Source organism: Ideonella sp. (assembly GCF_041287625.1).
Taxonomy (GTDB): domain Bacteria; phylum Pseudomonadota; class Gammaproteobacteria; order Burkholderiales; family Burkholderiaceae_C; genus Ideonella.
In genome coordinates this window covers 114,683-136,495 of the sequence record NZ_JBGGNH010000056.1, presented here as the reverse complement: position 1 = coordinate 136,495, position 21,813 = coordinate 114,683, and the positions used below count along the sequence as shown (strand labels likewise).

General features: G+C 67.5%; 27 protein-coding genes. 12 read left to right on the top strand and 15 right to left on the bottom strand.

The features are described 5' to 3' along the window. The first annotated feature begins 54 nt into the window (after positions 1–54). The 6 genes from ACAH41_RS21045 to ACAH41_RS21020 all read left to right on the top strand — a co-directional run bounded on the left by ACAH41_RS21045 (position 55) and on the right by ACAH41_RS21020 (position 4,941). Entirely contained in the window at positions 55–1,422 is a 1,368-nt protein-coding gene (locus ACAH41_RS21045) for an acyclic terpene utilization AtuA family protein (protein ID WP_325654353.1), read from the top strand. 14 nt (positions 1,423–1,436) lie between these two features. Further along, positions 1,437–1,745 carry a hypothetical protein gene (locus ACAH41_RS21040; protein WP_325654395.1) on the top strand — a complete coding sequence of 103 codons (309 nt, stop codon included), beginning with the start codon at positions 1,437–1,439 and terminating at the stop codon, positions 1,743–1,745. 45 nt (positions 1,746–1,790) lie between these two features. Then, positions 1,791–2,777: a tripartite tricarboxylate transporter substrate binding protein gene (locus tag ACAH41_RS21035; protein ID WP_325654351.1), complete on the top strand. Its 987-nt coding sequence runs from the start codon at positions 1,791–1,793 to the stop codon at positions 2,775–2,777. 127 nt (positions 2,778–2,904) lie between these two features. Next, positions 2,905–4,143 (top strand): MFS transporter, encoded by a 1,239-nt coding sequence (locus ACAH41_RS21030; RefSeq protein ID WP_325654349.1) that lies wholly within the window; start codon positions 2,905–2,907, stop codon positions 4,141–4,143. A 39-nt stretch (positions 4,144–4,182) separates the two neighbouring features. Continuing rightward, positions 4,183–4,578 (top strand): tautomerase, encoded by a 396-nt coding sequence (locus ACAH41_RS21025; protein WP_325654347.1) that lies wholly within the window; start codon positions 4,183–4,185, stop codon positions 4,576–4,578. A gap of 54 nt (positions 4,579–4,632) precedes the next feature. Further along, positions 4,633–4,941: a UBP-type zinc finger domain-containing protein gene (locus tag ACAH41_RS21020; RefSeq protein ID WP_141286022.1), complete on the top strand. Its 309-nt coding sequence runs from the start codon at positions 4,633–4,635 to the stop codon at positions 4,939–4,941. A 64-nt stretch (positions 4,942–5,005) separates the two neighbouring features. Here ACAH41_RS21020 and ACAH41_RS21015 read toward each other — a convergent pair whose 3' ends face one another. After that, entirely contained in the window at positions 5,006–5,893 is an 888-nt protein-coding gene (locus ACAH41_RS21015; protein WP_325654343.1) for an SDR family NAD(P)-dependent oxidoreductase, read from the bottom strand. A gap of 74 nt (positions 5,894–5,967) precedes the next feature. Continuing rightward, positions 5,968–6,984, bottom strand: coding sequence for an aldo/keto reductase (locus ACAH41_RS21010; RefSeq protein WP_325654341.1), 1,017 nt, complete (start codon positions 6,982–6,984; stop codon positions 5,968–5,970). A 96-nt stretch (positions 6,985–7,080) separates the two neighbouring features. Here ACAH41_RS21010 and tam point away from each other — a divergent pair, with 96 nt between their 5' ends. Next, positions 7,081–7,851, top strand: coding sequence for a trans-aconitate 2-methyltransferase (tam, locus tag ACAH41_RS21005; RefSeq protein ID WP_325654339.1), 771 nt, complete (start codon positions 7,081–7,083; stop codon positions 7,849–7,851). Positions 7,852–7,855: 4 nt separating this feature from the next. Here the strand turns inward: tam and ACAH41_RS21000 are convergent, their stop codons facing one another. Then, positions 7,856–8,314, bottom strand: a complete 459-nt coding sequence (locus ACAH41_RS21000; protein ID WP_325654337.1) for a GNAT family N-acetyltransferase — start codon at positions 8,312–8,314, stop codon at positions 7,856–7,858. 185 nt (positions 8,315–8,499) lie between these two features. Here ACAH41_RS21000 and ACAH41_RS20995 point away from each other — a divergent pair, with 185 nt between their 5' ends. Continuing rightward, positions 8,500–8,730, top strand: coding sequence for a hypothetical protein (locus tag ACAH41_RS20995; RefSeq protein WP_325654335.1), 231 nt, complete (start codon positions 8,500–8,502; stop codon positions 8,728–8,730). Between the two features lie 136 nt (positions 8,731–8,866). Here ACAH41_RS20995 and ACAH41_RS20990 read toward each other — a convergent pair whose 3' ends face one another. From ACAH41_RS20990 to ACAH41_RS20980, 3 genes are all read right to left on the bottom strand, one after another. Next, positions 8,867–9,385, bottom strand: coding sequence for a hypothetical protein (locus ACAH41_RS20990; protein ID WP_325654333.1), 519 nt, complete (start codon positions 9,383–9,385; stop codon positions 8,867–8,869). Positions 9,386–9,505: 120 nt separating this feature from the next. Next, positions 9,506–9,742, bottom strand: coding sequence for a hypothetical protein (locus ACAH41_RS20985; RefSeq protein ID WP_325654332.1), 237 nt, complete (start codon positions 9,740–9,742; stop codon positions 9,506–9,508). 151 nt (positions 9,743–9,893) lie between these two features. Beyond that, entirely contained in the window at positions 9,894–10,685 is a 792-nt protein-coding gene (locus tag ACAH41_RS20980) for an IclR family transcriptional regulator (protein ID WP_325654330.1), read from the bottom strand. A 114-nt stretch (positions 10,686–10,799) separates the two neighbouring features. On the opposite strand from ACAH41_RS20980, the gene ACAH41_RS20975 reads away from it, so the two are divergent. From ACAH41_RS20975 to ACAH41_RS20965, 3 genes are all read left to right on the top strand, one after another. Next, on the top strand, positions 10,800–11,840 hold the full coding sequence (locus ACAH41_RS20975) for a TRAP transporter substrate-binding protein (RefSeq protein WP_325654328.1): 1,041 nt from the start codon (positions 10,800–10,802) through the stop codon (positions 11,838–11,840). A 25-nt stretch (positions 11,841–11,865) separates the two neighbouring features. Further along, the gene (locus ACAH41_RS20970; protein WP_325654326.1) at positions 11,866–12,315 is read left to right on the top strand and encodes a type II 3-dehydroquinate dehydratase; all 450 of its coding nucleotides are present in this window, start codon (positions 11,866–11,868) and stop codon (positions 12,313–12,315) included. Between the two features lie 90 nt (positions 12,316–12,405). After that, positions 12,406–12,723 carry a hypothetical protein gene (locus ACAH41_RS20965; RefSeq protein ID WP_370538449.1) on the top strand — a complete coding sequence of 106 codons (318 nt, stop codon included), beginning with the start codon at positions 12,406–12,408 and terminating at the stop codon, positions 12,721–12,723. A gap of 275 nt (positions 12,724–12,998) precedes the next feature. Here the strand turns inward: ACAH41_RS20965 and ACAH41_RS20960 are convergent, their stop codons facing one another. Continuing rightward, positions 12,999–14,141: a PDDEXK nuclease domain-containing protein gene (locus ACAH41_RS20960; RefSeq protein WP_325654323.1), complete on the bottom strand. Its 1,143-nt coding sequence runs from the start codon at positions 14,139–14,141 to the stop codon at positions 12,999–13,001. A gap of 331 nt (positions 14,142–14,472) precedes the next feature. On the opposite strand from ACAH41_RS20960, the gene ACAH41_RS20955 reads away from it, so the two are divergent. Beyond that, positions 14,473–14,625: a hypothetical protein gene (locus tag ACAH41_RS20955; RefSeq protein ID WP_325654321.1), complete on the top strand. Its 153-nt coding sequence runs from the start codon at positions 14,473–14,475 to the stop codon at positions 14,623–14,625. 6 nt (positions 14,626–14,631) lie between these two features. Here ACAH41_RS20955 and ACAH41_RS20950 read toward each other — a convergent pair whose 3' ends face one another. The 8 genes from ACAH41_RS20950 to iolE all read right to left on the bottom strand — a co-directional run bounded on the left by ACAH41_RS20950 (position 14,632) and on the right by iolE (position 21,776). Further along, positions 14,632–15,591, bottom strand: a complete 960-nt coding sequence (locus ACAH41_RS20950; RefSeq protein WP_325654320.1) for a Gfo/Idh/MocA family oxidoreductase — start codon at positions 15,589–15,591, stop codon at positions 14,632–14,634. Between the two features lie 13 nt (positions 15,592–15,604). After that, entirely contained in the window at positions 15,605–16,471 is an 867-nt protein-coding gene (locus ACAH41_RS20945; protein ID WP_325654319.1) for a class III extradiol dioxygenase subunit beta, read from the bottom strand. Further along, positions 16,472–16,915, bottom strand: coding sequence for a protocatechuate 4,5-dioxygenase subunit alpha (ligA, locus tag ACAH41_RS20940; RefSeq protein WP_325654317.1), 444 nt, complete (start codon positions 16,913–16,915; stop codon positions 16,472–16,474). Positions 16,916–16,969: 54 nt separating this feature from the next. Next, complete coding sequence (locus tag ACAH41_RS20935; RefSeq protein ID WP_325654316.1) at positions 16,970–17,890, bottom strand: amidohydrolase family protein; 921 nt, start codon at positions 17,888–17,890, stop codon at positions 16,970–16,972. A 14-nt stretch (positions 17,891–17,904) separates the two neighbouring features. Beyond that, positions 17,905–18,882, bottom strand: a complete 978-nt coding sequence (locus tag ACAH41_RS20930) for a tripartite tricarboxylate transporter substrate binding protein (RefSeq protein WP_325654314.1) — start codon at positions 18,880–18,882, stop codon at positions 17,905–17,907. A gap of 49 nt (positions 18,883–18,931) precedes the next feature. After that, positions 18,932–19,615 (bottom strand): 4-carboxy-4-hydroxy-2-oxoadipate aldolase/oxaloacetate decarboxylase, encoded by a 684-nt coding sequence (gene ligK, locus ACAH41_RS20925; RefSeq protein WP_325654313.1) that lies wholly within the window; start codon positions 19,613–19,615, stop codon positions 18,932–18,934. A 416-nt stretch (positions 19,616–20,031) separates the two neighbouring features. Further along, the gene (iolB, locus tag ACAH41_RS20920) at positions 20,032–20,850 is read right to left on the bottom strand and encodes a 5-deoxy-glucuronate isomerase (RefSeq protein ID WP_325654312.1); all 819 of its coding nucleotides are present in this window, start codon (positions 20,848–20,850) and stop codon (positions 20,032–20,034) included. Continuing rightward, a complete protein-coding gene (iolE, locus tag ACAH41_RS20915; protein WP_325654310.1) occupies positions 20,847–21,776 on the bottom strand; it encodes a myo-inosose-2 dehydratase in 930 nt (309 codons plus the stop codon). The genes iolB and iolE overlap by 4 nt, the downstream gene beginning before the upstream one ends. Positions 21,777–21,813 lie beyond the last annotated feature (37 nt).

Genomic DNA, 21,813 nt, shown 5'->3' with positions numbered 1-21,813 from the left:
CAATCCAATCATTTCAATTGTTGAATCGCTGCCGCGGGCCTAGGCTTCGCTTCCATGACTGCCACCGCCGCGCCTTCCAAGCCCCGCATCGTCCGCCTGGGCGTGGGCGCGGGTTACTCGGGCGACCGCATTGAGCCGGCGGTCGAGCTGGCGCAGCAGGGCGACATCGATTACCTGGTCTTTGAATGCCTGGCCGAGCGCACCATTGCGCTGGCCCAGCAGGCGCGGTTGCGCGACCCGGAAGCGGGCTTTGACCCGCTGCTGGCCGCGCGGCTGCGCGCAGTGCTGCCGCACTGCGCGGCACGCGGCATCCGCATCCTGACCAACATGGGCGCGGCTAATCCGCTGGGCGCCGCACTCTGCGCGATGGCGATTGCCGCCGAGCTGGGCCTGCAAGGCTTCAAGATCGCCGCGGTGACGGGCGACGACGTGCTGGCCGCGGTCCAGGCCGGCGAGCACCGCCTGCTGGAAAGCGGCGACACCGTGGCCTCGCTGGGCGAGCGCGTGCTGTCGGCCAACGCCTACCTGGGCGCCGCGCCGATGGTGCAGGCGCTGGCCCAGGGCGCGCAGCTGGTCATCACCGGCCGCGCGGCCGATCCGGCGCTGTTTCTCGCGCCGCTGGTGCACGAATTCGGCTGGGCCTGGGGCGACTGGCAGCGCCTGGGCCAGGGCACGGTGGTGGGCCACCTGCTGGAATGCGCCGGCCAGGTCACCGGCGGCTATTTCGCCGACCCTGGCTTCAAGGACGTGCCGGGCCTGGCGCGCCTGGGCTTCCCCATTGGCGAGGTCAGCGAAGACGGCAGCCTGGTCGTCACCAAGCTGGTTTCGGCCGGCGGCTGCGTGACCGAAGCGACCTGCAAGGAACAGCTGCTCTATGAGATTCACGACCCGGCGCGCTACCTGCAGCCTGACGTGGTGGCGGACTTCTCCGCGGTGACGGTGCAGCAGATCGCGCCCAACCGCGTGCGCGTGAGCGGTGGCCGCGGCGCGCCGCGCAGCGGGCTGCTGAAGGTCTCGGTCGGCTACCGCGACGGCTTTGTCGGCGAGGGCCAGATCGCCTATGCCGGCCCCGGCGCCTTGGCCCGAGCGCAGTTGGCGCAGGCCATCGTCGAAGAACGACTGGCGCTGACGGGCGTCGCGGTGCGCGAGCTGCGCTGCGAGCTGATCGGCGTCAATGCGCTGCATGGCGCGGCCTCGCCGGCGCCGTCCGCCGAGCCTTACGAAGTGCGGCTTCGCGTGGCCGCGCGCACCGGCACGCTGGCCGAAGCGGTGCGCGTGGGCAACGAGGTCGAGACGCTGTACACCAACGGCCCGGCCGGCGGCGGCGGGGCCAGCAAGTCGGCGCGCGAGATCGTCGCGGTGCAGTCGGTGCTGCTGCCCGAGTCCGCGGTCTCGCCGCAAGTCCACCTGATGGAGGCGTGATGCCGGTTCCCACCATTGCGCTGCGCACGCTCGCCCACTCGCGCACCGGCGACAAAGGCGACACGTCCAACATCTCGCTGATTGCCTTTGACGCGGCACACTTTGAGCACCTGCGCCGCCACGTCAGCGCCGAGGCCGTGAAGGCGCATTTCGCCGGCCTGGTGCGCGGCGAGGTGCGGCGCCACGAGCTGCCGCAGATCGGCGCGCTGAACTTCGTGCTCGAAGGTGCGCTGGGCGGTGGCGTGACCCGTTCGCTGGCGCTGGACGCGCACGGCAAGTCGCTCAGCTCGGCCTTGCTGGCGCTCAAAATCCCGGCACCCTGATTTCGCTGACCCGTTCGCATTTCCAAGACCAACAGGAGACACCCCATGGCTTTCTTTTCACAGCCGACTCGACTGCGCCGCCAGCTGCTCGCCGCCTTGTTGACCGCCGCGCTGCCGGTGCTCAGCGCCGCCCAGTCGGGCTTCCCCGAGCGGCCCATCACCTTTGTCGTGCCCTTTGCCGCCGGCAGCGCCACCGACCAGCTGGCCCGCGCGCTGGGCGGCGCCGTCAGCGAGCAGACCAAGCAGCCCGTGGTGGTCGACAACAAGGCCGGTGCCAGCGGCATGCTGGCCGCGCAAAGCGTGGCCCGTGCACCGGCAGACGGCTACACCGTGCTGATTGCCACCAACACCACGCAGGCGGCCAACGAGCATTTGTTCAAGAAGCTGGCCTACGACCCGGTGAAGGACTTTGCGCCGGTCACCGGCCTGGCCAAGGGCGGGCAGGTGCTGGTGGTGCGCAGCGATTCGCCGTACAAGACCGCCGCCGAGCTGGTGGCTGCCGCGCGCAAGCAGCCCGGCAAGCTGAGCTTTGCCAGTGGCAGCGCCTCCAGCCGCGTGGCCGGCGAGATGTTCAAGCAGCTCACCGGCACCGACATCCTGCACGTGCCCTACAAGAGCAACCCGAATGCGCTGACCGACCTGATCGGCGGGCAGGTCGACTTCATGATCCCCGACACGGCCACCGGCGTGCCGCAGATCAAGGGCGGCAAGCTGCGCGCGCTGGGCGTGTCCACCACCCAGCGCATCGCGCTGCTGGCCGACGTGCCCACGCTGGACGAAGCGGGCGTGAAGGGCTACGACATGAGCTACTGGTTCGCCGCCTACCTGCCGGCGCATACCCCGCCGGCCATCGTCGCGCGGGTGCACGAGTTGCTGCTCAACGCCACCCGCAGCGCGGGCGTCAAGAGCTTCAACGACAGCACCGGCACGACGGCCTGGACCTGCACGCCAGAAGAGCTTGGCCGCTTCCAGGCCAGCGAGTCGCTGAAGTGGGGCAAGGTCATCAAGGCCGCGGGCATCGAGCCGGAATGACGCTGCGGTGATCAGCCATGCCCGCGGCTCGGGAACCGCAGCCTGCCGAGCGGGCGGGGCGCCATCTGCCGACAATCGTTCGCAAGGCGCCTGCCTGCATCGGCGCCGCCCGGCTTGATGACGACGCATGGCCTCGACGACTGCCTCCACGCCTGAACCCTTTTCCCTGCGCAGCATTGCTGTCTCGGCCTTTGGCCCGTCCATGCTGTTTGGCCTCGGCGAAGGCGCGATCCTGCCGGTCATCCCGCTGAGCGCGCGCGACCTGGGCGCTTCGGTCGCGCAGGCCGCGTTGATGGTCACGCTGATCGGCATCGGCTCGATGGTCAGCAACATCCCGGCCTCGCTGATCACGCTGCATCGTGGCGAGCGCTGGGCCATCGTCGCCGCGGCCGTGTGGTGCGCGCTGGCAATGGCGCTGTTGGCCGGGACCGATCACCTCGGCCTGTTCGCGCTGGGCTGCTTCATGGTCGGCATGTCGCAGGCCGTCTTCAGCCTGGCGCGCCAGAGCTACCTGACCGAAGCCGTGCCGCCCGAGTTCCGGGCGCGTGCCATGTCCACGCTGGGCGGCGCGATGCGCGTGGGCCTGTTCATCGGCCCGTTCATCGCGGCGGTCGCCATCCATCATTTCGGGCTCACGGGCGCCTACAGCGTCGGCATCGCAGCACTTGCGGTGGCCGCGGGCGTGGCCGCGCGCATCCCGGACTTGGTGGCCAGCGGCGAGGAAACGCAGCCGCATGCCGCCGCGCCCGTGGCCGCCAAACCTTCGTTCCGAACCATCCTGCGCGACCACCACCGCCTGTTCATCACGCTGGGCGTCGGAGTGCTGTTGGTCAGCGCGGTGCGGGCCACGCGGCAGGCGGTGATCCCGCTGTGGGCCGATCACATCGGCCTGGCGCCTTCGGTCGCCGCGCTGATCTACGGCGTGGCCGGCGGCGTCGAGATGCTGGTGTTCTATCCCGCCGGCAAGGTCATGGACCAGAAGGGCCGCCGCTGGGTGGCCGTGCCTTCGATGATCACGATGGGCATCCCGCTGCTGCTGATGCCTTTCACCCACGGCGCCGCCACGCTGCTGCTCGCCGCCTCGCTGATCGGCTTTGGCAACGGCATCGGCTCCGGCATGGTCATGACCCTCGGTGCCGATCATTCGCCCCGCAACGGCCGCGCGCACTTCCTCGGCGTCTGGCGCCTGATCTCCGACATCGGCGCCTCCTGCGGCCCGACGCTGCTGTCCTTCCTGGCGGCTACGCTGTCACTGGGCGCGGGCATTGCCGCGACGGGGCTCATTGCGTTTGCAGCGGCGGCGCAGCTGGCGTACTGGATTCCGCGGGCGCATGCCGCGCGGCAGGCGAGGCAGCGGATGCGCTGACGCCGCCGTTTTCCCTTGACCCGAAACCAGGAGCCTGCCGTGCCGTACCTTCAGCTGGACGTCAACGATCACTATCCGACCGCCGTCAAGCAGCGGCTTGCCGAAAGCATGTGCCGCACCTACGCCGAGATGATGTCGGTGGACATCCGGCGCATCAGCGTCGCGGTGCGTGAACTCGGCGAGGGTGGGCTGTGGCGCATGCCCGACCCGGACGCGCCACCCGTGCCCGTCTCGCTGATGATGCTGGACATCCGGCAGGGACGATCACCCGAGTTGCGAATGGCGCTTGCCAAGGCGCTGTGTGCCCACTGCATCGAACAGCTCGGCCTGCGCGAGGACCGGCTCAACGTCGAATTCACGCAGCACACTGGCGACGAGATGTATCACCCGACGCTGGGCGGCTACAGCCCGGACTGGACGCCCGACGAGGCTTGAGCGCGCCGCACCACCATCGTTCATCCATCCTCCGTTCATCCCGAGGGCATCGACATGAGACCCGTCTGTTCCCACACCGCCGGCATCCTGCGGGTGGTTCCCAGTGCACTGGGCTGCGAAGACTGCCTGAAGACAGGCAGCGAATGGGTGCATCTGCGCCTGTGCCGGCACTGCGGCCACGTCGGCTGTTGTGACGATTCGCCGCACCGCCATGCGACCGCCCACTTCCATGCCACCGGTCACCCGATCATCGAAGGCTACGACCCGCCCGAAGGCTGGGGCTGGTGCTATGTGGACCGGCTGGTACTCGATCTCGGCGAAAACACCACGCCACAGAACGGGCCGATTCCGCGCTACGTCTGACCCGCGCCGGTCGGTTCTTGCGGCAGTCGCAGCGGCTGCCCATCAATCGGACGGTCGCCGAAGTTCACTCGCCCCGCTGCGCCGCCATCGCCTTGCCCACTTCGTTCATGCCCTGCGCCGCCCCGCTGCCCGGCACCTGTTCACCGTCGCGCTCGCTGACTTCGGCCCAGGCCACGGCGAGTTGCTCCGGCACGTCGTCGCCAATGCCCAGGTGAAGGCCTTGGGTGAGCGTGATGTGGGCGGCCTCGAAGGTGCCGGCGCCGGCGCAGGCGATGGCGCGGTTTGGGGCGTCCTGGCTGATCAGCCAAAGCAGCGCGGGGGTCACGGCTTCGGGTTTCAGGGCTTCGAGCACCGCGGCGGGCATCAGGCCTTCGGTCATGCGGGTGGCGGCGGTGGGGGCCAGGCAATTGACGCGGATGTCGAACTTCGCGCCTTCGATGGACAGGGTCTGCATCAGGCCGACCAGTGCCATCTTCGCGGCGCCGTAGTTGCTCTGGCCGAAGTTGCCGTAGAGGCCACTGGAGGAGGTGGTCAGTGCGATGCGGCCGTACTGCTGCGCCTGCATCAGCGGCCACACGGCCTTGCAGCAGTGCACCGAGCCCATCAGGTGCACGTCCAGCACCAGGCGGAAATCTTCCAGCGTCATCTTGGCGAAGCTCTTGTCGCGCAGGATGCCGGCGTTGTTGACCAGGATGTCCACACGGCCCCAGGTCTGCTGTGCTTCGTCCACCATGGCCTGCACGGCCGCCATGTCGGTGACCGAAGCTGAGTTGGCGATGGCCTGGCCACCCGCGGCAATGATCTCGTCGACCACCGGCTGCGCGTTGCCCAGGTCGTTGACCACCACCTTGGCACCGCGCGCGGCCAGGGCCAGCGCATGGCAACGGCCCAGGCCGCCACCGGCGCCGGTGACGATGGCGACGCGGTCGTTGAATGTGAGGCTGCTGCTCATGCGTGATCCTTCTGGACTGCCGCGGCGCCAAACGGCCGCGCACGCACTTTACCGGCCCCGCCGTGCCGGCAGCTTCATCCGGCCTCGGTGAATGTCTCAGTGTCCACCTCGGCCTGCGAGCCGGCGTTGTAGCGCCCGCCCCGCACGCTGGCCACGTTGATGATCTCGTCCAGGCGCGCCATCTGCTGTTCGCTGAGCTGCACGCCGATGGCGCCCAGGTCTTCATCCAGGTGGGCGATCTGCGTGGTGCCGGGGATGGGAATGACATGCTCGCCGCGCTGCAGCAGCCAGGCCAGCGCGAGCTGGGCCAGAGAGCAGTCGGCTTCGTCGGCAATGGCCTGCAAGGCGGGCAGCAGCGTGAGGTTCGCGGCGTAGGCTTCGGGCGCGAAACGCGGCATGCTACGGCGGATGTCGGCGGCTTCGAAGGCGCTCACGTCCGTCAAGGCGCCGGGCAGGAAGCCACGCGCGAGCGGGCTGAAGGCGACGAATGAGGTACCCAGTTCGCGACAGGCATCCAGCACCGCGATCTCGGGGTTGCGGGTCCACAGCGAATACTCGGTCTGCACGGCGGTGATGGGGTGCACTGCATGCGCGCGCCGCAGCGTGCCGGCCGAGACTTCGCTGAGGCCCAGGCAGCGCACCTTGCCTTCTTTCACCAGTTCGGCCATCGCGCCAACCGAGTCCTCGATCGGCACTTTCTTGTCCCAGCGGTGCAGGTAGAACAGGTCGATCACGTCGGTGCGCAGGCGGCGCAGGCTGGCCTCGCAGCTGGCCTTGATCGTGGCCGGGCGGCCGTCCAGCACGCGCTTGAGCTTGCCGTCTTCACCGGGCACGCCCTGCAGGCCGCACTTGCTGGACAGCGTGAAGCGGCTGCGGTGCGGGCTCAGCACTTTGCCCACCAGTTCTTCGTTGGCGCCGAAGCCATACAGCGCGGCGGTGTCGAACAGCGTCACGCCGCTGTCCAGCGCATGCAGCAGCAATTGCTCGGCTTGCGCGAAGGCTGGCGGCTGGCCGTAGGCGTGGCTGAGGTTCATGCAGCCCAGGCCGATGGCGCTGACCTGGAATGGGCCGAGGGAGCGGGTGGGAAGCATGGCGGCGGTCCTTGGCGAGATGGGTCAGCAGCAAGTCTAGCCACCCCGTGGGCATGGCGGAGCGCTGTAGAGTGAAGCCCCTGAAGGAGCGACACCATGAGCGACTGGAACCCCGCGCTTTACACCCGCTTTGAAGAAGAGCGCACCCGGCCCGCGGCCGAATTGCTGGCCCGCGTGCCGCTGGCCTCCGCAGGCAGCGTGGTCGACCTGGGCTGCGGCCCGGGCAACTCCACCGAGCTGCTGGTGCAGCGCTTCGCTGGTGCGAAAGTCATCGGCATGGACAGCTCACCGGCCATGCTGGCCAGTGCCCGCGAGCGCCTGCCCGGTGCGCAGTTCGAGCAGGGCGACATTGCGAGCTGGTCGCCCGCCGCGCCGGTGGACCTGTTGTACGCCAACGCTTCGCTGCAGTGGCTGCCCGGCCACGAGCAGTTGGTGCCGCGCCTGCTGTCGCTGCTGGCACCCGGCGGCGTGCTGGCCATCCAGATGCCCGACAACCTGGACCAGCCCAGCCACGTCTCGATGCGCGAGACCGCCGCCGAGCCACGCTTTGCCGCCCACATCGGCGACGCCGGCCAGGTGCGGGCCCGCATCCTGCCGGCCGAGCAATACCACGACCTGTTGTCCCGCCGGGCCGAGGTCGACGTCTGGCGCACCACCTATTACCACCCGATGGCCGACGCCGCCGCCATCGTGCAATGGCTGCGCGCGACCGGCCTGAAGCCCTTCCTGGAGCCCTTGAGCCCGGCGCTGCAGCTCGAGTTCCTGGCTGCCTACCAGGCGCGCATCGAAGCGGCCTACCCGCAGCGCGCCGACGGCCAGCGCCTGCTGGCCTTCCCGCGGCTGTTCATCGTGGCACGCAGGAAGTGACGCGCTACAGCGCCTTGATCAGTTGCAGGCAGGGGTTGCGCGGGTGCCAGAGGTCAGGGAACACCTCCAGCGGCAGATAGCCGGCCCGCTCGTAGAACACCCGCGTCTCGGCATACGCCTCGCTGGGGTGCGCGGCCGCAATCGTCTTGACCTGCATGAAGCGCGCGCCCCGTGCCTTCGCCCAGGCCTCGGCTGTCTGCATCAAAGCCAGCCCGCAGCCGCCGCCGCGCCGGTCCGCCTGCACCGCCAGGCAGTGCACCTCGAATGACGACGGGAAGTGCTCGCGCAGCGTGACGAACCCGAATGCCGGCGCATCGGCTTCATGCGCCACCCAGGTCGGATGCAAGGCCGTGTCCCGCACGTATTCCAGCAGCGATTCCTCGATGCCGAACCAAGCCGGCAGGCTGCGCAGGATGGCTTCGCACTGTGACGACACGTCGGAGTTTGCGAGGGTGATGTTCATGCTCGACTCCCTTCCTGGCTCGGCTTGAATCCATTCTGACGGATGTGCCCGGCAGGAGCTTTCCATCGGCCTCGGCTGCAATTCGCGCGGTGAAACCTGCCACTCGTCGCAGCGCGCTGGCAGCCACGGGTGCCGTTTCCTAAAGTGCATCCATCGACAACGGATTTGCACCTCAGGAGCCCACCATGACCGCCACTTTCAACACCGCTCGCGCCGTCTCTGCCACGACCCAGTGGGGCGTTGAGCGGGTGGGTTTTGCGGGCCTGGCGCTGGTGATGACGTTCAGCGTGCTGGCGGCCCTGTCGCAGATCGCGGATCGCCAGGTCGACGAAGTCACGCTGGCCAATGCCGCGCGCTTCGATGCACCGGCGCAAGTCGTGGTGATCGTCGGCAAGCGGGTCACCGCGAACGTCTGATACGGCAAGCGCGTCGCCCGATGGGCGGGCCGCTGGACAGCGGCCATGCGCGAGAAGCGCTGGCGGCCCAAGTCTTCAAAGGCCGGCGAGCCGCTCCAGGCGGACAACCGGCCTTGGCACCGGTTGTCCTGTCCACTCAGGGCTTCACAGCCACATCCACCGGGGCATCACCCGTGGGCAAGATCGCACCAGCGGTTGCCAGCGGTGCCGGCCGCGCCACGACGGTGGCCTTCTTGGCAGCCAGCTTCTTCGGCACCTTCGCAGGCTTGGCCGGCACCGCCTCGCTCACCTTGGCAGGTGCGCTGGCCGCAGCGACGGGCGTCGCCGACGAGGCCAACAGCTTCTTCTCAAGCGCCTTGATCTTGCGCTGAGCCGAGGCGAGTTCCTTGCGGGTCACTTCGTGCGCGGCCGTGACGGCGCTCAGTGCGTCGGCATGCACGGTGGCGACTTGCTTGCCGTCGGCCTTCAGCGACTTCAGGCTGGCCTTGAGCTTGGCCAGGGCTGCAACAGCCGTTGCCGGCAGCTCCACGCGCCAACCGTCTTCCGCTTCCGAGATCGAGGTGTAGTCCACCTTGGCTTCCGCCAGGAAAGCCAGCTTCTTCGGCAATTCGAAGCGTCCTGCTTCGATGCGGCTGCGGTCGATCTTCTTGGCCATGCGTTGGGTCCTTGGGAAATGGGAGGAGCCCGATCGTAACTTGCGCACCTTCGCGGGTGCGGTCCGCCGTCCGGCACGGTGTGCGAATCTGCCGCTTGCGATGGTTGCCAGCTGCATTCCTTAGGCGGCCGTGAAGTTGCCATGGATGCCTGCGCGATGGGTCCTTCGGCGAGGTGGCGCGCGTCCAGCAGGTTTCGGATGCGCCGAGAACGGCAGCTGCGCCGGGCTTTCTTGCCAAGTCACTGCGCCCGGCGTCGAAAGGTCGTCGGGGCCGGGCGCAAACGCCGAGCCGCCTTCCCACATCGCCAGCACCTTGCCGGCATGCTGCGCGGTGCAGGCGGTGAACCGTGCTTTCATGGGACTCCCGTGTCAGCGAATGAGCGGGCTCCAGGAGTGCTCGCCCTGCCTCGCACCGCGGATGCGACGAAACGACGCCAGGCGGCGCGAGATGTCGGGCGGCGACGCGAATTGCGGCCGGCGGCCGGCGCACCCGGCAGAAACCCGCGCTTCAGACGGTCCGGGTCTGACGACGGAAAAGCGGCGAAGCACCGCTGGCCGCCTCGATCTCCTGCGCGCAGTGCAGCAGTGGCTCGCTGAGCTGGTCCATGCGGTATTCGGTCAGCCGCACCAGCGGGCCGGCAATGGTCACCACGCCAATGGCTTCGCCACTGCGCGCGCGCACCGGTGCGGCCATGGCCGACATCGACGGCGCGAAGACCTCGGTGATGCTGCTGAAGCCGCGCTTGCGGGCGCTGCGCACGAAGCCCATCAAGGCTTTCGCGGTGGTCGGTGCGCGTGGCCCGAAGTCCGCCGGCTTGCCATAACCCTGCCGCGCCACCAGCGCAAGCCCGTCCTCGTCGCTCAGCGTGGAGAGCCAGGCGTGGCCGGCGGCACTGCAGGACAGCCGGACCGACGAGCCCATGTCCGGGTCGTAGCGCAGGCCGCGCCGCGCGCCCTGGGCCTTGGCGACGAAGGTCAGGTCCTCGCCGTCGACCACCGCCAGCCGCACCAGCTCGCCGCAGGTCTCGGCCAGCCGGTCGAGCGAAGACTGGGCCACATCCACCACGCCGGTGGCGCTCAGGTAGCCCAGCCCCAGCGACACCAGCTTGATGGTCAACACGTACTCGCCTTGTTCGCGCAGCTGCCGCACATAACCGCAGCGGCCCAACTCGGTGAGCAGGCGGTGCGTGGCGCTGAGCGGCAGGCCCAGCGACGTGGCAATGGCCGAGATGGCCAACCCGTCCGGCTGGCTGGACAGCAGTTCGAGGATCTTCAGGCTGCGTTCGAGGGGACCGCTCATGGCGCCACTGTAGCGCCGCGGCCATCGCCAATCCGGTGCGCGTATTCCATGATGGAAAGTCTTTCCATATTTGCTGAAGATGTCACCATCTGCTGTGCTTCGCCTGGGATGCCCATGACGCTCGACCGCCGTTTTTCCTGCTGTCTGCTGCCACGCTGGATTGGCCTGGCCGCCCTGGCGGGCGTGTTGTGCGCGGTGCTTTCCGCCGCCAACGCCCAGGACATCCAGGAGCGCACCATCCGCTTCGGCCACCTGAACAATGCCGACCATCCGGTGAGCTTCGGCGTGAAGCGCTTTGGCGAGCTGGTGGCAGCCAAGAGCGGCGGCAAGCTGAAGGTGCAGGAGTTCCCGGCCTCCACGCTGGGCAACGAGATGCAGCAGCAGTCGGCGCTGCAGGGCGGCATCCAGGAGATGTCGGCCCCGGCCACCACCTCGCTGGCCGGCATCGTGCGCGAGTTCGGCCTGCTGGATTTCCCGTTTGCAGTGGCGGACTACGCCCAGGCCGACGCGCTGCTGGACGGCCCGCTGGGCCAGGCGCTGATCGCCCGCCTGCCGGAAAAAGGCCTGGTCGCGCTCGGCTACTGGGACCTGGGCTTTCGCAACGTGACCAACAGCAAGCGGCCCATCGCCAAGGCCGATGACCTGGACGGGCTGAAGCTGCGTGTCATCCCGAACCCGGTCTTCCTCGACACCTTCAAGGCCTTCAAGGCCAACCCGGTGCCGATGCCGTTTGCCGAGCTGTACGGCGCGCTGGAGGCACGCGCGGTGGATGGCCAGGAGAACCCGTTTGCGGTCATCCTGTCGAACAAGTTCTTCGAGGTGCAGAAGTACGTCAGCGCCACGCGCCATGTGTATGCCGCCAACATCGTGCTGGTGAGCAAGAAGTTCTGGGACAAGCTCTCGCCGACTGAGCAGAAGATCATGAACGACGCGGCCAACGAGGCCCGTGGCTACCAGCGACAGGTCAGCCGCGCTGCGGCCCAGCGCGCAGTGGGCGAGCTGCAGGCCAAGGGCATGCAATACAACGAAGTCTCGGCGGCCGAGCAGGCCCGCATGCGGCAGATTGCCAGGCCGGTGACCGAGAAGTTCATGGCCAGCTACGACCCGGCCATCACCAGGCTCTACGTTTCAGAGCTGGCGCGCCTCCACCATTGAAGTACCTCTGAATCCGCCGTCCACCATGAAGATCCTCGTTCTCCACGGCCCCAACCTGAACCTGTTCGGCCGCCGCGAGCCGCACATCTACGGCACCACCACGCTGGCGCAGATCAACGGCCACCTCGAAGCGCTCGCCAAGTCGCTGGCCGTCGAGCTGACCATCTTCCAGTCCAACCACGAAGGCGCGCTGATCGACCAGCTGCATGCCCACATCGACACCGCGCAAGGCGCGCTGCTGAACCCGGCCGGCCTGACGCAGCACGGCGTGCCGCTGCACGACGCGATCAAGGCCATGCCGTTTCCCGTCCTCGAAATCCACATGAGCAACATCGCTGCGCGCGAAGCCTGGCGTGCGCATTCCATCATTTCTCCGGCTGTCAAGGCCACCATCCAGGGCCTGGGCTGGCGCTCGTACACCGCCGGACTGCGTGCGCTGGTCGAAACCTTGCGGGACGCGCCGCCGGTCGGTTGAACCGTGCCGTTGGACGCATTGGGAACCCCTCAAAAGAGGGGTGGCGAAGACAGCGGGGCAGTCGTTAGCATGCGCCCCATGAGCCCGTCGATGATGTCCGCCGCCCCCGCCTTGCCGGGCAGCCACCCGTCTGCCAATGATGCGCAGGCCGCCAGTGCCGGCCCCGATGCCGGCAACAACCAGCGCCTGCGCGACCTTGTCGACGCACTGGGCGTGAGCCCGGCGGTGGCGCTCACGCTGTTCAACCGCGGCCTGGGCGCCAGCGCGCATTCGGACAGCGACTGGAAGGCCTTGATGGCGTCCCCCTCAACGCCCCGTTTCCGCCCGCTGGACAGTCGCCTGCTGGCCCACGCCGAACAAGCCTTCGCCCGCGCCGCCCGCCCGCCGCGCCGTGGCATCCAGGCCTGAAGGCCGGGGATCTGCCTCGCGCACATAGGAGAAAAGCCCGCGACCATGACTGGTGGCGGGCTGACTCTTCCGGACACCGCACGGTGTGCGGGACGGACTTCAGCGCTGGGTCACGGGTTCCCTTTGTTCCACCCAATCGTGTGGTCGGTTTTGCGCGTCGATGAATCAATTATCGGCAAGGCCTCGGCGAGCATTAGTCCGAGAAGCACCGGGTTCCAGGGCTTGTCTTCTCCGCCGCACAACTTGCTGGGTCGAGCTGCAGTCGCAGACGACCGTCAGGTCGGCGGCTCGTTTTGCAACTCCCGCAGCGCTTGCTGCAGGAACGCCGCCATCTGTGCCTTGTCCGGCAGCTGGAGCTGGTAGCGCGAGACGAACAGCTGGTTGGTCATGCCGGCCAATGCAAACTCCACCAGTTCGTGGTTTTTGGCGGTGCACAGCAAGATGCCGATCGGCGGCTGGTCGCCCGCCGTCATCTCATGCTTCTGGAAGTAGCTGACGTAGGCGTTGAGCTGGCCCAGGTGCTCGTGCCTGAACGCATCGTTCTTCAGCTCGATCAGCACGTGGCACTTCAGCACCCGGTGATAGAACACCAGGTCGACGAAAAAGTGCTCGCCGCCAATGAGCAGACGTTTCTGTCGTGCCTCGAAACAAAAGCCGTGGCCAAGTTCGAGCAGGAAGCTTTGCAGCTTGTCCAGCAGCGCATCTTCCAGATCCCCTTCAGTCACCGCCTCCTGAGGCTTCAGGCCCAGGAACTCGAAAACGTACGGGTCCCGGATGAAGGCGGCTGCCGGGTGATCGCTTTGCCGGGACTGCGCTTCGGCCTGCGTCAGCGCGGCGAGCGCCCCGGGCTGGCTGGAGAGGCCGCTGCGCTGGTAGTACTGGGTCGCAATCTGGCGCTTCAGTTCGCGGACCGACCAGTTGCCGCGCAAGGTTTCGATTTCGTAGAACGCGCGCTGCTGCGCATCGTCCAATTGCAGCAGCTCGGCGAAGTGGGAAAAGGCAAGGCGCTCCAGCAGCAGGTTGGCTGGCGCACCGGCTGCGGCGGAAACGGGAGACGCCGTCTCCCGTTTTGCCGTCTCGGCGGGTGGCAGGGCGAGGCCGCTGGTGAATTCGGGAGACAGCGTCTCCCGAATCTGCGGGTAGCTCACATAGAAGTGCCGGAAGCGGCGCAACTCGCGCACGTCCACGCGCGCCAAGCCCTCAGCTCGCAACCGGTCGGTCAGGCTTTCCAGCAAACGCTCGCCATACCGCGCCCGGTCGGCACCCGCCTGCTCGTAGACATGGATGTAGAAGCCGATGACCCAGTTGCGCAGCGTGAGGCTGACATTGACCGCTTTCGCCGCCCTCGAAGTCAGCTGCGTGTGCGCCTGCGCGATGGCGGCGACGAGACCTTCAAAGCTCTGTGTATCGGCGGGCATGGCGCGATCTTATCGATCAAAGCCACCTACTATGTTTGAGCATCACCGGGGGCCCACGCGTGCGCCCACGATCTGGAAAGCGTGGCGCGTCGTCTACGACAACACCGCCTTGCCGGCCAGATGGCTTTCGCTGCTGGGCGTCGCGTCAGCCGCGTCTTGCGGTGATAGCGTGGCGTGATGAACATTCGCGCGACTCCCGCAATCGACCTCAACCAGTCCTGTCAGCGACGTGCCTGTGCCGCGCTTGGGCACGCTACTGCCCGTGGATGCACGACATGTCATCGCCTTGCATGGTTGCCCACGTCTGATCGAGATATCCACAGGTGTCGAGGTGCGACGCTGGCCGCACCTGGACACAGGCCGCCAGACCAGCAGCATCCTTGGCGCCGATGAAGACAGGCCGCACATTGCCTGGGACCTGGGCACGCGGCGCTTGGCGGTCTCCCGAGGTCAGGACATCACCATCCTGACCATCGAGGTGTAGCTCTCGTCACCCCTTCAACTGCAACTCCAACTCATGCAGCACCTTGTAGCAAGGCAGCACTTGCGCCACGCTGCTGTTGGGTTCGCGGCCTTCGCGGATGGCGGCGAAGAATTCGCGGTCCTGGAGTTCAATGCCGTTCATCGAGACGTCCACCTTTGACACGTCGATCTTCTCTTCCTTGCCGTTGAAGAGGTCGTCGTAGCGGGCGACGTAGGTGCCGCTGTCGCCGATGTAGCGGAAGAAGGTGCCGAGCGGGCCGTCGTTGTTGAAGGACAGGCTGAGGGTGCAGATCGCGCCGTTGGCGGCCTTGAGCTGGATGCTCATGTCCATCGCGATGCCCAGGGTCGGGTGGATCGGGCCTTGCACCGCGTTGGCCTTCACGATGGGGCTGCCGGCCTGGTAGGCGAACAGGTCCACGGTGTGCGCGGCGTGGTGCCACAGCAGGTGGTCGGTCCAGCTGCGCGGCTGGCCCAGCGCGTTCATGTTGGTGCGGCGGAAGAAGTAGGTCTGCACATCCATCTGCTGGATGTTGAACTCGCCGGCCTTGATTTTCTTGTGCACCCACTGGTGGCTGGGGTTGAAGCGGCGGGTGTGGCCGCACATCGCCACCTTGCCGGTTTCCTGCTGCACCCGCAGCACTTCCTCACCATCGGCCAGCAGGTCGCACAGGGGAATCTCAACCTGCACATGCTTGCCGGCCTTCATGCAGGCAATGGCCTGGGCGGCGTGCATCTGCGTGGGCGTGCAGAGGATCACGGCGTCGACCTCTGGCAGGGCCAGGCTGTCGGCCAGCTCGGTGCTGACGTGGCCGATGCCGTACTTCGCTGCCACTTCGCGGGTCTTTTCCAGATCGCGGCTGACGAGCGAGACGACCTCAACGCCGGGAATGTTCTGGATGCCGTCCAGGTGCTTGATGCCGAAGGCACCGGCACCCGCCAGCGCCACCTTGATGGTCTTGTCAGTCATGGCAAATCCTTGATCACGAGTTTTCGAGAATGACGTGACCGACGGCGGTGTTCGACGCGGGCACGTGATAGAAGCGGTGCTTGAGCCTGGGTGCCGGGCCGCCGTTGACATCGGCCATTGCGCCGCGGGCGATCAGCCACATCACCAGCTCGATACCTTCGGAGCCGGCTTCGCGCACGTAGTCGATGTGCGGCGTGGCGGCGGCGGCGGCCGGGTCTGCGATCAGCTTGTCCAGCCAGGCGTTGTCCCACTCGCGGTTGATCAAGCCGGCGCGTGCGCCCTGCAGCTGGTGGCTCATGCCGCCGGTGCCCCAGATCTGCACCTTCAACGGCTGGTCGTAGTTTTCGATGGCCTTGCGGATGGCCTTGCCCAGGTTGAAGCAGCGCTGGCCGGACGGCACCGGGTACTGCACGACATTGACCGCAAACGGGATCACCGGGCAGGGCCAGCGGAAATCGCCCTGTGGCGGCTGGCCACACATCAGGCTCAGCGGCACGGTCAGGCCGTGGTCCACGTCCATCTTGTTGACGATGGTGAGGTCGAAGTCGTCCTGGATCACGCTTTGCGCGATGTGCGCGGCCAGTTCGGGGTGACCTTGGACAACGGGCACCGGACGCGGGCCCCAGCCTTCGTCGGCGGGCTTGAACTCGGCCGCGCAGCCGATCGCGAAGGTCGGGATCATCTCCAGGCTGAAGGCCGTGGCGTGGTCGTTGTAGACCAGGAAGATCACGTCGGGCTTTTCGTCCTTCAGCCATTGCTTGCTGTAGTCGTAGCCCTTGAACAGCGGCTGCCAGTACGGGTCCTGGGTCTTGCCCAGGTCCAGTGCGGCGCCGATGGCCGGCACGTGCGAGGTGAAGACGGAGGCGGTGATGCGGGCCATTCAGGTGCCTTTGTGGGTGTGGGCCTGGCCTTGCGGCTGGTGCTGCGGCTGCGCGTCGCCGTCTTCGCCAAGGTGGCGGTTGCCTTCGGCGGAGCGGCCGCCGGCCAGCATCATCGCGGCGTATTCGTCCTGGGTCATGCCGGTCATGGTCGCGGCCATGTACTGGAAGCTCTTGCCGTCGGTGGCACCGATCTTGGCCAGGAAATAGATGTTGCCGCCTGCGGCGATGCAGCGGTTCAGGTCGCGCGTCAGCACGCCCTGCTTCTGCTCTTCGGTCATGGCCCACCGGTCCAGGTAGGCGCGTTCGTCGGCCTTGAAGGCGGCGCGGTTTTCCGCCTTCATCAAGGACATGCAGAACTGGTTCAGCCAGTAGCCCTTGCGGGACTGCTCGGCATCGAAGATGGTCGTGCCGGGCACGTCGAGGTAGGGCTTGAGGAGGGCCATTGGGTGCCTTTAATCAGTTGGTGACAGAGCTACTCGCTGCGCTCGATCGGTCTGTCACGCAAGTTCATCGGATGGCCAGTACAGCTTCATCGGGTTGGTCACCAGCAGCTTCTGCTGCAGCTCCGGCGTGGTCGCGATCTGTGGAATGAAGTCCACCAGCAGGCCATCGTCGGGCATGTGGTCCTTCAGGTTGGGATGCGGCCAGTCGGTGCCCCACAGCACGCGGTCGGGGAACTCCTCGATCACGCGGCGGGCAAACGGCACCACGTCCTGGTAGGCATGCTGTTCGCCGTTCAGTGCCTTCGGGCCGGTGACGCTCAGCCGCTCCGGGCAGCTGACCTTGCTCCACACGTTGCCGTGCTCGCGCATGAACTTCAGGAACAGCTCGAACTCCGGGCCGTCCACCGGCTTGCTCACGTCCGGCCGGCCCATGTGGTCGACGACCACGGTGGTCGGCAGCGCGGTGAAGAAGTCCCACAGCTCGGGCAGGTCCACCGCCTCGAAGTAGATGACCACATGCCAGCGCAGTTTGGCGATGCGGCCCGCAATCTCCATCAACTCGTCCTTGGGCGTGAAGTCCACCAGGCGTTTGACGAAGTTGAAGCGCACGCCACGCACGCCGGCGGCATGCAACTGCTGCAGTTCGTCATCGGTCACGCTGCGCTTCACGGTGGCGATGCCACGCGCCTTGCCACCGGCGGCCAGGCAGGCGTCCACCATCGCGCGGTTGTCCGCGCCGTGGCAGGTGGCCTGCACGATCACGTTGCGTGCAAAGCCCAGGTGGTCGCGCAGCGCAAACAGCTGCTGCTTGCTGGCGTCGCAAGGCGTGTACTTGCGCTCAGGCGCAAACGGGAATTCGGCGCCGGGGCCGAACACGTGACAGTGCGCGTCCACGCTGCCGGGCGGCAGCTGGAACTTCGGCTTGGCGGGGCCGGCGTACCAATCCAGCCAGCCGGGGGTTTTCTGGAATTCCATGGGAAGCTCCTTGGTCAGTCGATGCTTACCTTGGCGCGCTTGATCACGTCGGTCCACTTGGTGGACTCGCTGGCGATGAAGGCCTGGAACTGCTCGCGCGTGACCGGGAAGGTCTCGTAGCCGAAGGTGGCGTAGCGCTCCTTGATGTCCGGCTCGGCCAGCGCGGCGGTGATGTCGGCCTGGATCTTGTCGGCCACGGCCTTGGGCAGGCCGTGGGGGGCGGCAATCGTCGTCCAGCCGGTGACTTCATAGCCGGCCGGGCCGCCGGATTCCGCCACGGTGGGCACATCGGGGAAGCCCGCCAGCCGCTTGGGCGAGGTGACGGCAATGAAGCGCACCTTGCCGCTGCGCTGCATGGCCCCGGCCGAGGCCATGGTGCCCAGTGCCCAGTCCAGCTCGCCGGTGGCCACGGCGGTGTAGAGCATGGAGACTTCCTTGTAGATGACGTGCTGCATTTCGGTGCCCGTCATGGACTCCAGCAGCGCCGCGCCCAGGTGCGCCGGGTTGCCAACGGACCAGGAGCCGTAGTTGAGCTTGCCGGGGCGGGCCTTGGCGTCGGCCAGGATGTCGGCCACGGTCTTGTATTTGCTGCCCGTGGGCACCACGACGAAGAAGGGCGCGAGGAACAGGGGCTTGAGGGGCTCGAAGTCCTTCACCGGGTCGTAGGGCAGCTTTTTGAACAGCGCGGGGTAGGCGACCAGGTGCACGTTGTCGAGCTGGATCAGGTCGGTGCCGTCGGTCGCGCCGCGCTTGAAGGCGTCGATGGCGATGAAGCCGTTGCCACCCGGCTTGTTCTCGACGATGACCGGCTTGCCCCACTTGCGCTGCAGCTTCTCGGCCAGCACACGCAGCACCGCTTCGGGCCCCGCGCCGGGCGGGAAGGGCGTGATGATGCGCACCGGCTTGGTCGGCCATTCGTCGGCGGCTTGCGCGCCGCCGATCAGGGTCAGCGCGGCCAGCGCAGCGGCGGCCAGGGTCTTCAGGATGTTCATGGTTTGTCTCCGTGTGTTTTGAATTGAACGTGGGTGCGGAGCCGGCAAATCAGTCGATGTAGCGCAGCCCTGCCTTGGCGAGTGGCTCACGCATCTTGTACATGTCCAGGCCCAGCACGCCGCTGGCCAGCTTGGCGCGTTTCTCGCCTTCGAAGCTCTCGCGCTTGGCCGCGGCTTCGGCCACTTCCACGGCCCGCGCGGCCGGCACGCAGACGATGCCGTCGTCGTCCGCAACGATCGCATCACCCGGCGTGACCCACATGCCGGCGCAGACCACCGGGATGTTGACCGAGCCCAGCGTGGCCTTGATCGTGCCCTTGGACGAGATGGCCTTGCTCCACACCGGGAAGCCCATTTCCTTGAGCGTCCTGACGTCGCGCACCCCGGCGTCGATCACCAGCGCGCGCGCGCCACGGGCCATGAAGCTGGTGGCCAGCAGGTCGCCGAAATAACCGTCGCTGCAGTCGGCCGTGACTGCGGCAACGACGATGTCGCCCGGCTGGATCTGCTCCGCCGCGACGTGCATCATCCAGTTGTCGCCTGGCTGCAGCAGCACGGTGACCGCCGTGCCGCTGACCTGGGTGCCGACCTGGATCGGCCGCATGTAGGGCTTCAGCAGGCCCACGCGGCCCATGGCCTCGTGCACGGTGGCCGAGCCGAGGGCGGCCAGCTTGTCGGTGGCCGCGCGGTCGGCGCGGGTGATGTTGCGATGAACAACGCCGAGTTCATACATGGTTGTTTCCTGTTGCTCGAAGTCGGCCCCCGGTGGGCTGGAGGAGATCCGGCCATTCTGCGGAGCTTCAGCCATGCCGGCTAGGCGGCGCCTTCGCTAACAGTTATCGCAAATAGGCATGGATCCCTAGGGGGTTCCACGGGGGCTGGGCGGGATGCCAGCGCGGCGAGCGCCGCAGCAATGCCGCGGCGCTCGCCGCGGACGCGATGGACCGCATGTGGCTCGGTGATCGCACCGCCGCCCCCTTGCAGGCCTCGTTCGGCAGCAGCGGTTCAGGCGCCGGTTGCGCCAGCTGGAAGAGCCGTGTCGCGGCCTGTGGGCTGCGCCGAGTCAGTGCCCATCCACCGGTGGTGAGCTGAGAGGCTTCAGCCTGCTGGAGGGCATGCTCGGCATGTGGCCAACGATGATGGGCCGCTTCAGCGCTGCAGCATCCACTCGTGCGCCGGATCGTTGCGGAACACCCAGAGGCGTTGCGGGCCGGCCATCACGTTGAGGTAGTAGAGCTCGTAGCCGTGCGGGGCGACGACGGGGTGGTAGCCGCGGGGGACCATCACCACGTCGTGGTCCTCCACGGCGCAGGCTTCGTCCAGGCTGCGGTCGTCGGTGTAGACCCGCTGGAAGGCGAAGCCTTGCGGAGGGTTGAGGCGGTGGTAGTAGGTTTCTTCGAGCTGGGTTTCCAGCGGCGGCTGCTCCGCGTCATGCTTGTGCGGCGGGTAGCTGGAGGAGTGGCCGGGCGGGGTGATGACTTCCACCACCAGCAGGTGGGCGGCGGTGGGGTCGTCGTGCGGCAGGATGTCGCAGACGTAGCGGGTGTTGCTGCCCTGGCCACGGGTGCTGCGGCGCATGCCGGCAGGATCGATCAGGCGCACCTCGCGCGGCTGGGCATCGCCTGGCGCGCTGCACAGCGCCACTTCTGCCGCCGTGCTGGCCTGCACCACCAGTTGGCAGCCGGGCGGCACATAGACGGCGGCGGGCGAGACCGGCTCGAACACGCTGGCGCGGGTGCCCAGCGCGGGAAAGCTTTGCGCTGCCCCCGCTCCGGCAACCTGTACATCGACCTTGCCGCTCAGCACCACCAGGCACAGCTCCCGCTCGCCAGTGGCGACGGTCTGGCTTTCGCCAGGCGCGAGCCGCAGGGCCTGGAAGCCCACATGGCGCCAGCCCGCGCGCTCGGGGGTGACGGTGACGATCTCGCGGCCTTCAGGGCTGGCCTTGACCAGCAGCGGGCTGGTCATGCCATCGCTCCGCTGGCAGTGGCCGTGGCGATGCAGCGGCGCAGCGTCTCGTAGCCTTTGCGGGCAAAGGGCTCGCTGGGGGCGACGGCCGGGTCCTGCTCGGCCTCCACCACCAGCCAGCCCTGGTAGCCGGCGGCGTGCAGGGTTTGCAGCACGGCATCGAAATCGATCACGCCGTCGCCGGGCACGGTGAAGGTGCCGTTGAGCACGCCGGTCAGGAAGCTCCAGCCTTCGTTACGGGCCTGGGCGATGACCTGCGGCCGCACGTCCTTGCAGTGCACATGCACCACGCGGCTGACGTGCTGGCGCAGCAGCGCGGCGGGGTCGCTGGCGCCGCCGTAGAAGGCGTGGCCGGTGTCGAACAGCAGGCCCACCTGCGGCGCCTGGGTCACGGCCATCAGCTGGGCGATGTCCTCGGGCGACTCCACATAGGCGCCCATGTGGTGGTGGTAGGCCAGCGTCAGGCCGTAGGCGGCCTGCAGGTGCTCGCCGAAGGCGTTCAGGCGCTGGCCGTAGGCGCGCCACTGGGCCTCGGTCGTGAAGCGCGGCCGGCGGGCGAGCGGGGTGTCGATCCGGCCCTGGATGCTGCCGGCCACTTCGCCATAGACGACTACCTTGCAGCCGTTGTGCTGCAGCTTGTGCATGTGGGCATGGCAGTTGGCAATCTCGTCGTCGAGCAGGCCTTCGGCCAGGCGGCCGGAGTACCAGCCGCTGACGCAGGCCACGCCGAACTCGGCCAGCTTGGCGGCCAGGGCCTCGGGCGCTTGCGGGAACTTGTTGCCCAGCTCGAAGCCTTGGTAGCCAATGGCCGCGCCTTCGCGCAGCGCGGTTTCCAGCGGGGTTTCGCCGCCCAGCTCGGGCAGGTCGTCGTTGCTCCATGAAATCGGGTTGATGCCGATGCGGACGTTCCAGGGGGTGGGCTGCATGCCGATGTCTCCGGGGGCAGAAATGGGGAATGAAAAA

Excerpts from the sequence above, each read along its gene's own strand:
- ACAH41_RS21045 (WP_325654353.1), top strand. The coding sequence starts at position 55 with ATGACTGCCACCGCCGCGCCTTCCAAGCCCCGCATCGTCCGCCTGGGC.
- ACAH41_RS21035 (WP_325654351.1), top strand. The coding sequence starts at position 1,791 with ATGGCTTTCTTTTCACAGCCGACTCGACTGCGCCGCCAGCTGCTCGCC.
- ACAH41_RS21030 (WP_325654349.1), top strand. The coding sequence starts at position 2,905 with ATGGCCTCGACGACTGCCTCCACGCCTGAACCCTTTTCCCTGCGCAGC.
- ACAH41_RS21020 (WP_141286022.1), top strand. The coding sequence starts at position 4,633 with ATGAGACCCGTCTGTTCCCACACCGCCGGCATCCTGCGGGTGGTTCCC.
- ACAH41_RS21015 (WP_325654343.1), bottom strand. The coding sequence starts at position 5,893 with ATGAGCAGCAGCCTCACATTCAACGACCGCGTCGCCATCGTCACCGGC.
- ACAH41_RS21010 (WP_325654341.1), bottom strand. The coding sequence starts at position 6,984 with ATGCTTCCCACCCGCTCCCTCGGCCCATTCCAGGTCAGCGCCATCGGC.
- tam (WP_325654339.1), top strand. The coding sequence starts at position 7,081 with ATGAGCGACTGGAACCCCGCGCTTTACACCCGCTTTGAAGAAGAGCGC.
- ACAH41_RS21000 (WP_325654337.1), bottom strand. The coding sequence starts at position 8,314 with ATGAACATCACCCTCGCAAACTCCGACGTGTCGTCACAGTGCGAAGCC.
- ACAH41_RS20995 (WP_325654335.1), top strand. The coding sequence starts at position 8,500 with ATGACCGCCACTTTCAACACCGCTCGCGCCGTCTCTGCCACGACCCAG.
- ACAH41_RS20990 (WP_325654333.1), bottom strand. The coding sequence starts at position 9,385 with ATGGCCAAGAAGATCGACCGCAGCCGCATCGAAGCAGGACGCTTCGAA.
- ACAH41_RS20985 (WP_325654332.1), bottom strand. The coding sequence starts at position 9,742 with ATGAAAGCACGGTTCACCGCCTGCACCGCGCAGCATGCCGGCAAGGTG.
- ACAH41_RS20980 (WP_325654330.1), bottom strand. The coding sequence starts at position 10,685 with ATGAGCGGTCCCCTCGAACGCAGCCTGAAGATCCTCGAACTGCTGTCC.
- ACAH41_RS20975 (WP_325654328.1), top strand. The coding sequence starts at position 10,800 with ATGACGCTCGACCGCCGTTTTTCCTGCTGTCTGCTGCCACGCTGGATT.
- ACAH41_RS20970 (WP_325654326.1), top strand. The coding sequence starts at position 11,866 with ATGAAGATCCTCGTTCTCCACGGCCCCAACCTGAACCTGTTCGGCCGC.
- ACAH41_RS20965 (WP_370538449.1), top strand. The coding sequence starts at position 12,406 with ATGATGTCCGCCGCCCCCGCCTTGCCGGGCAGCCACCCGTCTGCCAAT.
- ACAH41_RS20960 (WP_325654323.1), bottom strand. The coding sequence starts at position 14,141 with ATGCCCGCCGATACACAGAGCTTTGAAGGTCTCGTCGCCGCCATCGCG.
- ACAH41_RS20950 (WP_325654320.1), bottom strand. The coding sequence starts at position 15,591 with ATGACTGACAAGACCATCAAGGTGGCGCTGGCGGGTGCCGGTGCCTTC.
- ACAH41_RS20945 (WP_325654319.1), bottom strand. The coding sequence starts at position 16,471 with ATGGCCCGCATCACCGCCTCCGTCTTCACCTCGCACGTGCCGGCCATC.
- ligA (WP_325654317.1), bottom strand. The coding sequence starts at position 16,915 with ATGGCCCTCCTCAAGCCCTACCTCGACGTGCCCGGCACGACCATCTTC.
- ACAH41_RS20935 (WP_325654316.1), bottom strand. The coding sequence starts at position 17,890 with ATGGAATTCCAGAAAACCCCCGGCTGGCTGGATTGGTACGCCGGCCCC.
- ACAH41_RS20930 (WP_325654314.1), bottom strand. The coding sequence starts at position 18,882 with ATGAACATCCTGAAGACCCTGGCCGCCGCTGCGCTGGCCGCGCTGACC.
- ligK (WP_325654313.1), bottom strand. The coding sequence starts at position 19,615 with ATGTATGAACTCGGCGTTGTTCATCGCAACATCACCCGCGCCGACCGC.
- iolB (WP_325654312.1), bottom strand. The coding sequence starts at position 20,850 with ATGACCAGCCCGCTGCTGGTCAAGGCCAGCCCTGAAGGCCGCGAGATC.
- iolE (WP_325654310.1), bottom strand. The coding sequence starts at position 21,776 with ATGCAGCCCACCCCCTGGAACGTCCGCATCGGCATCAACCCGATTTCA.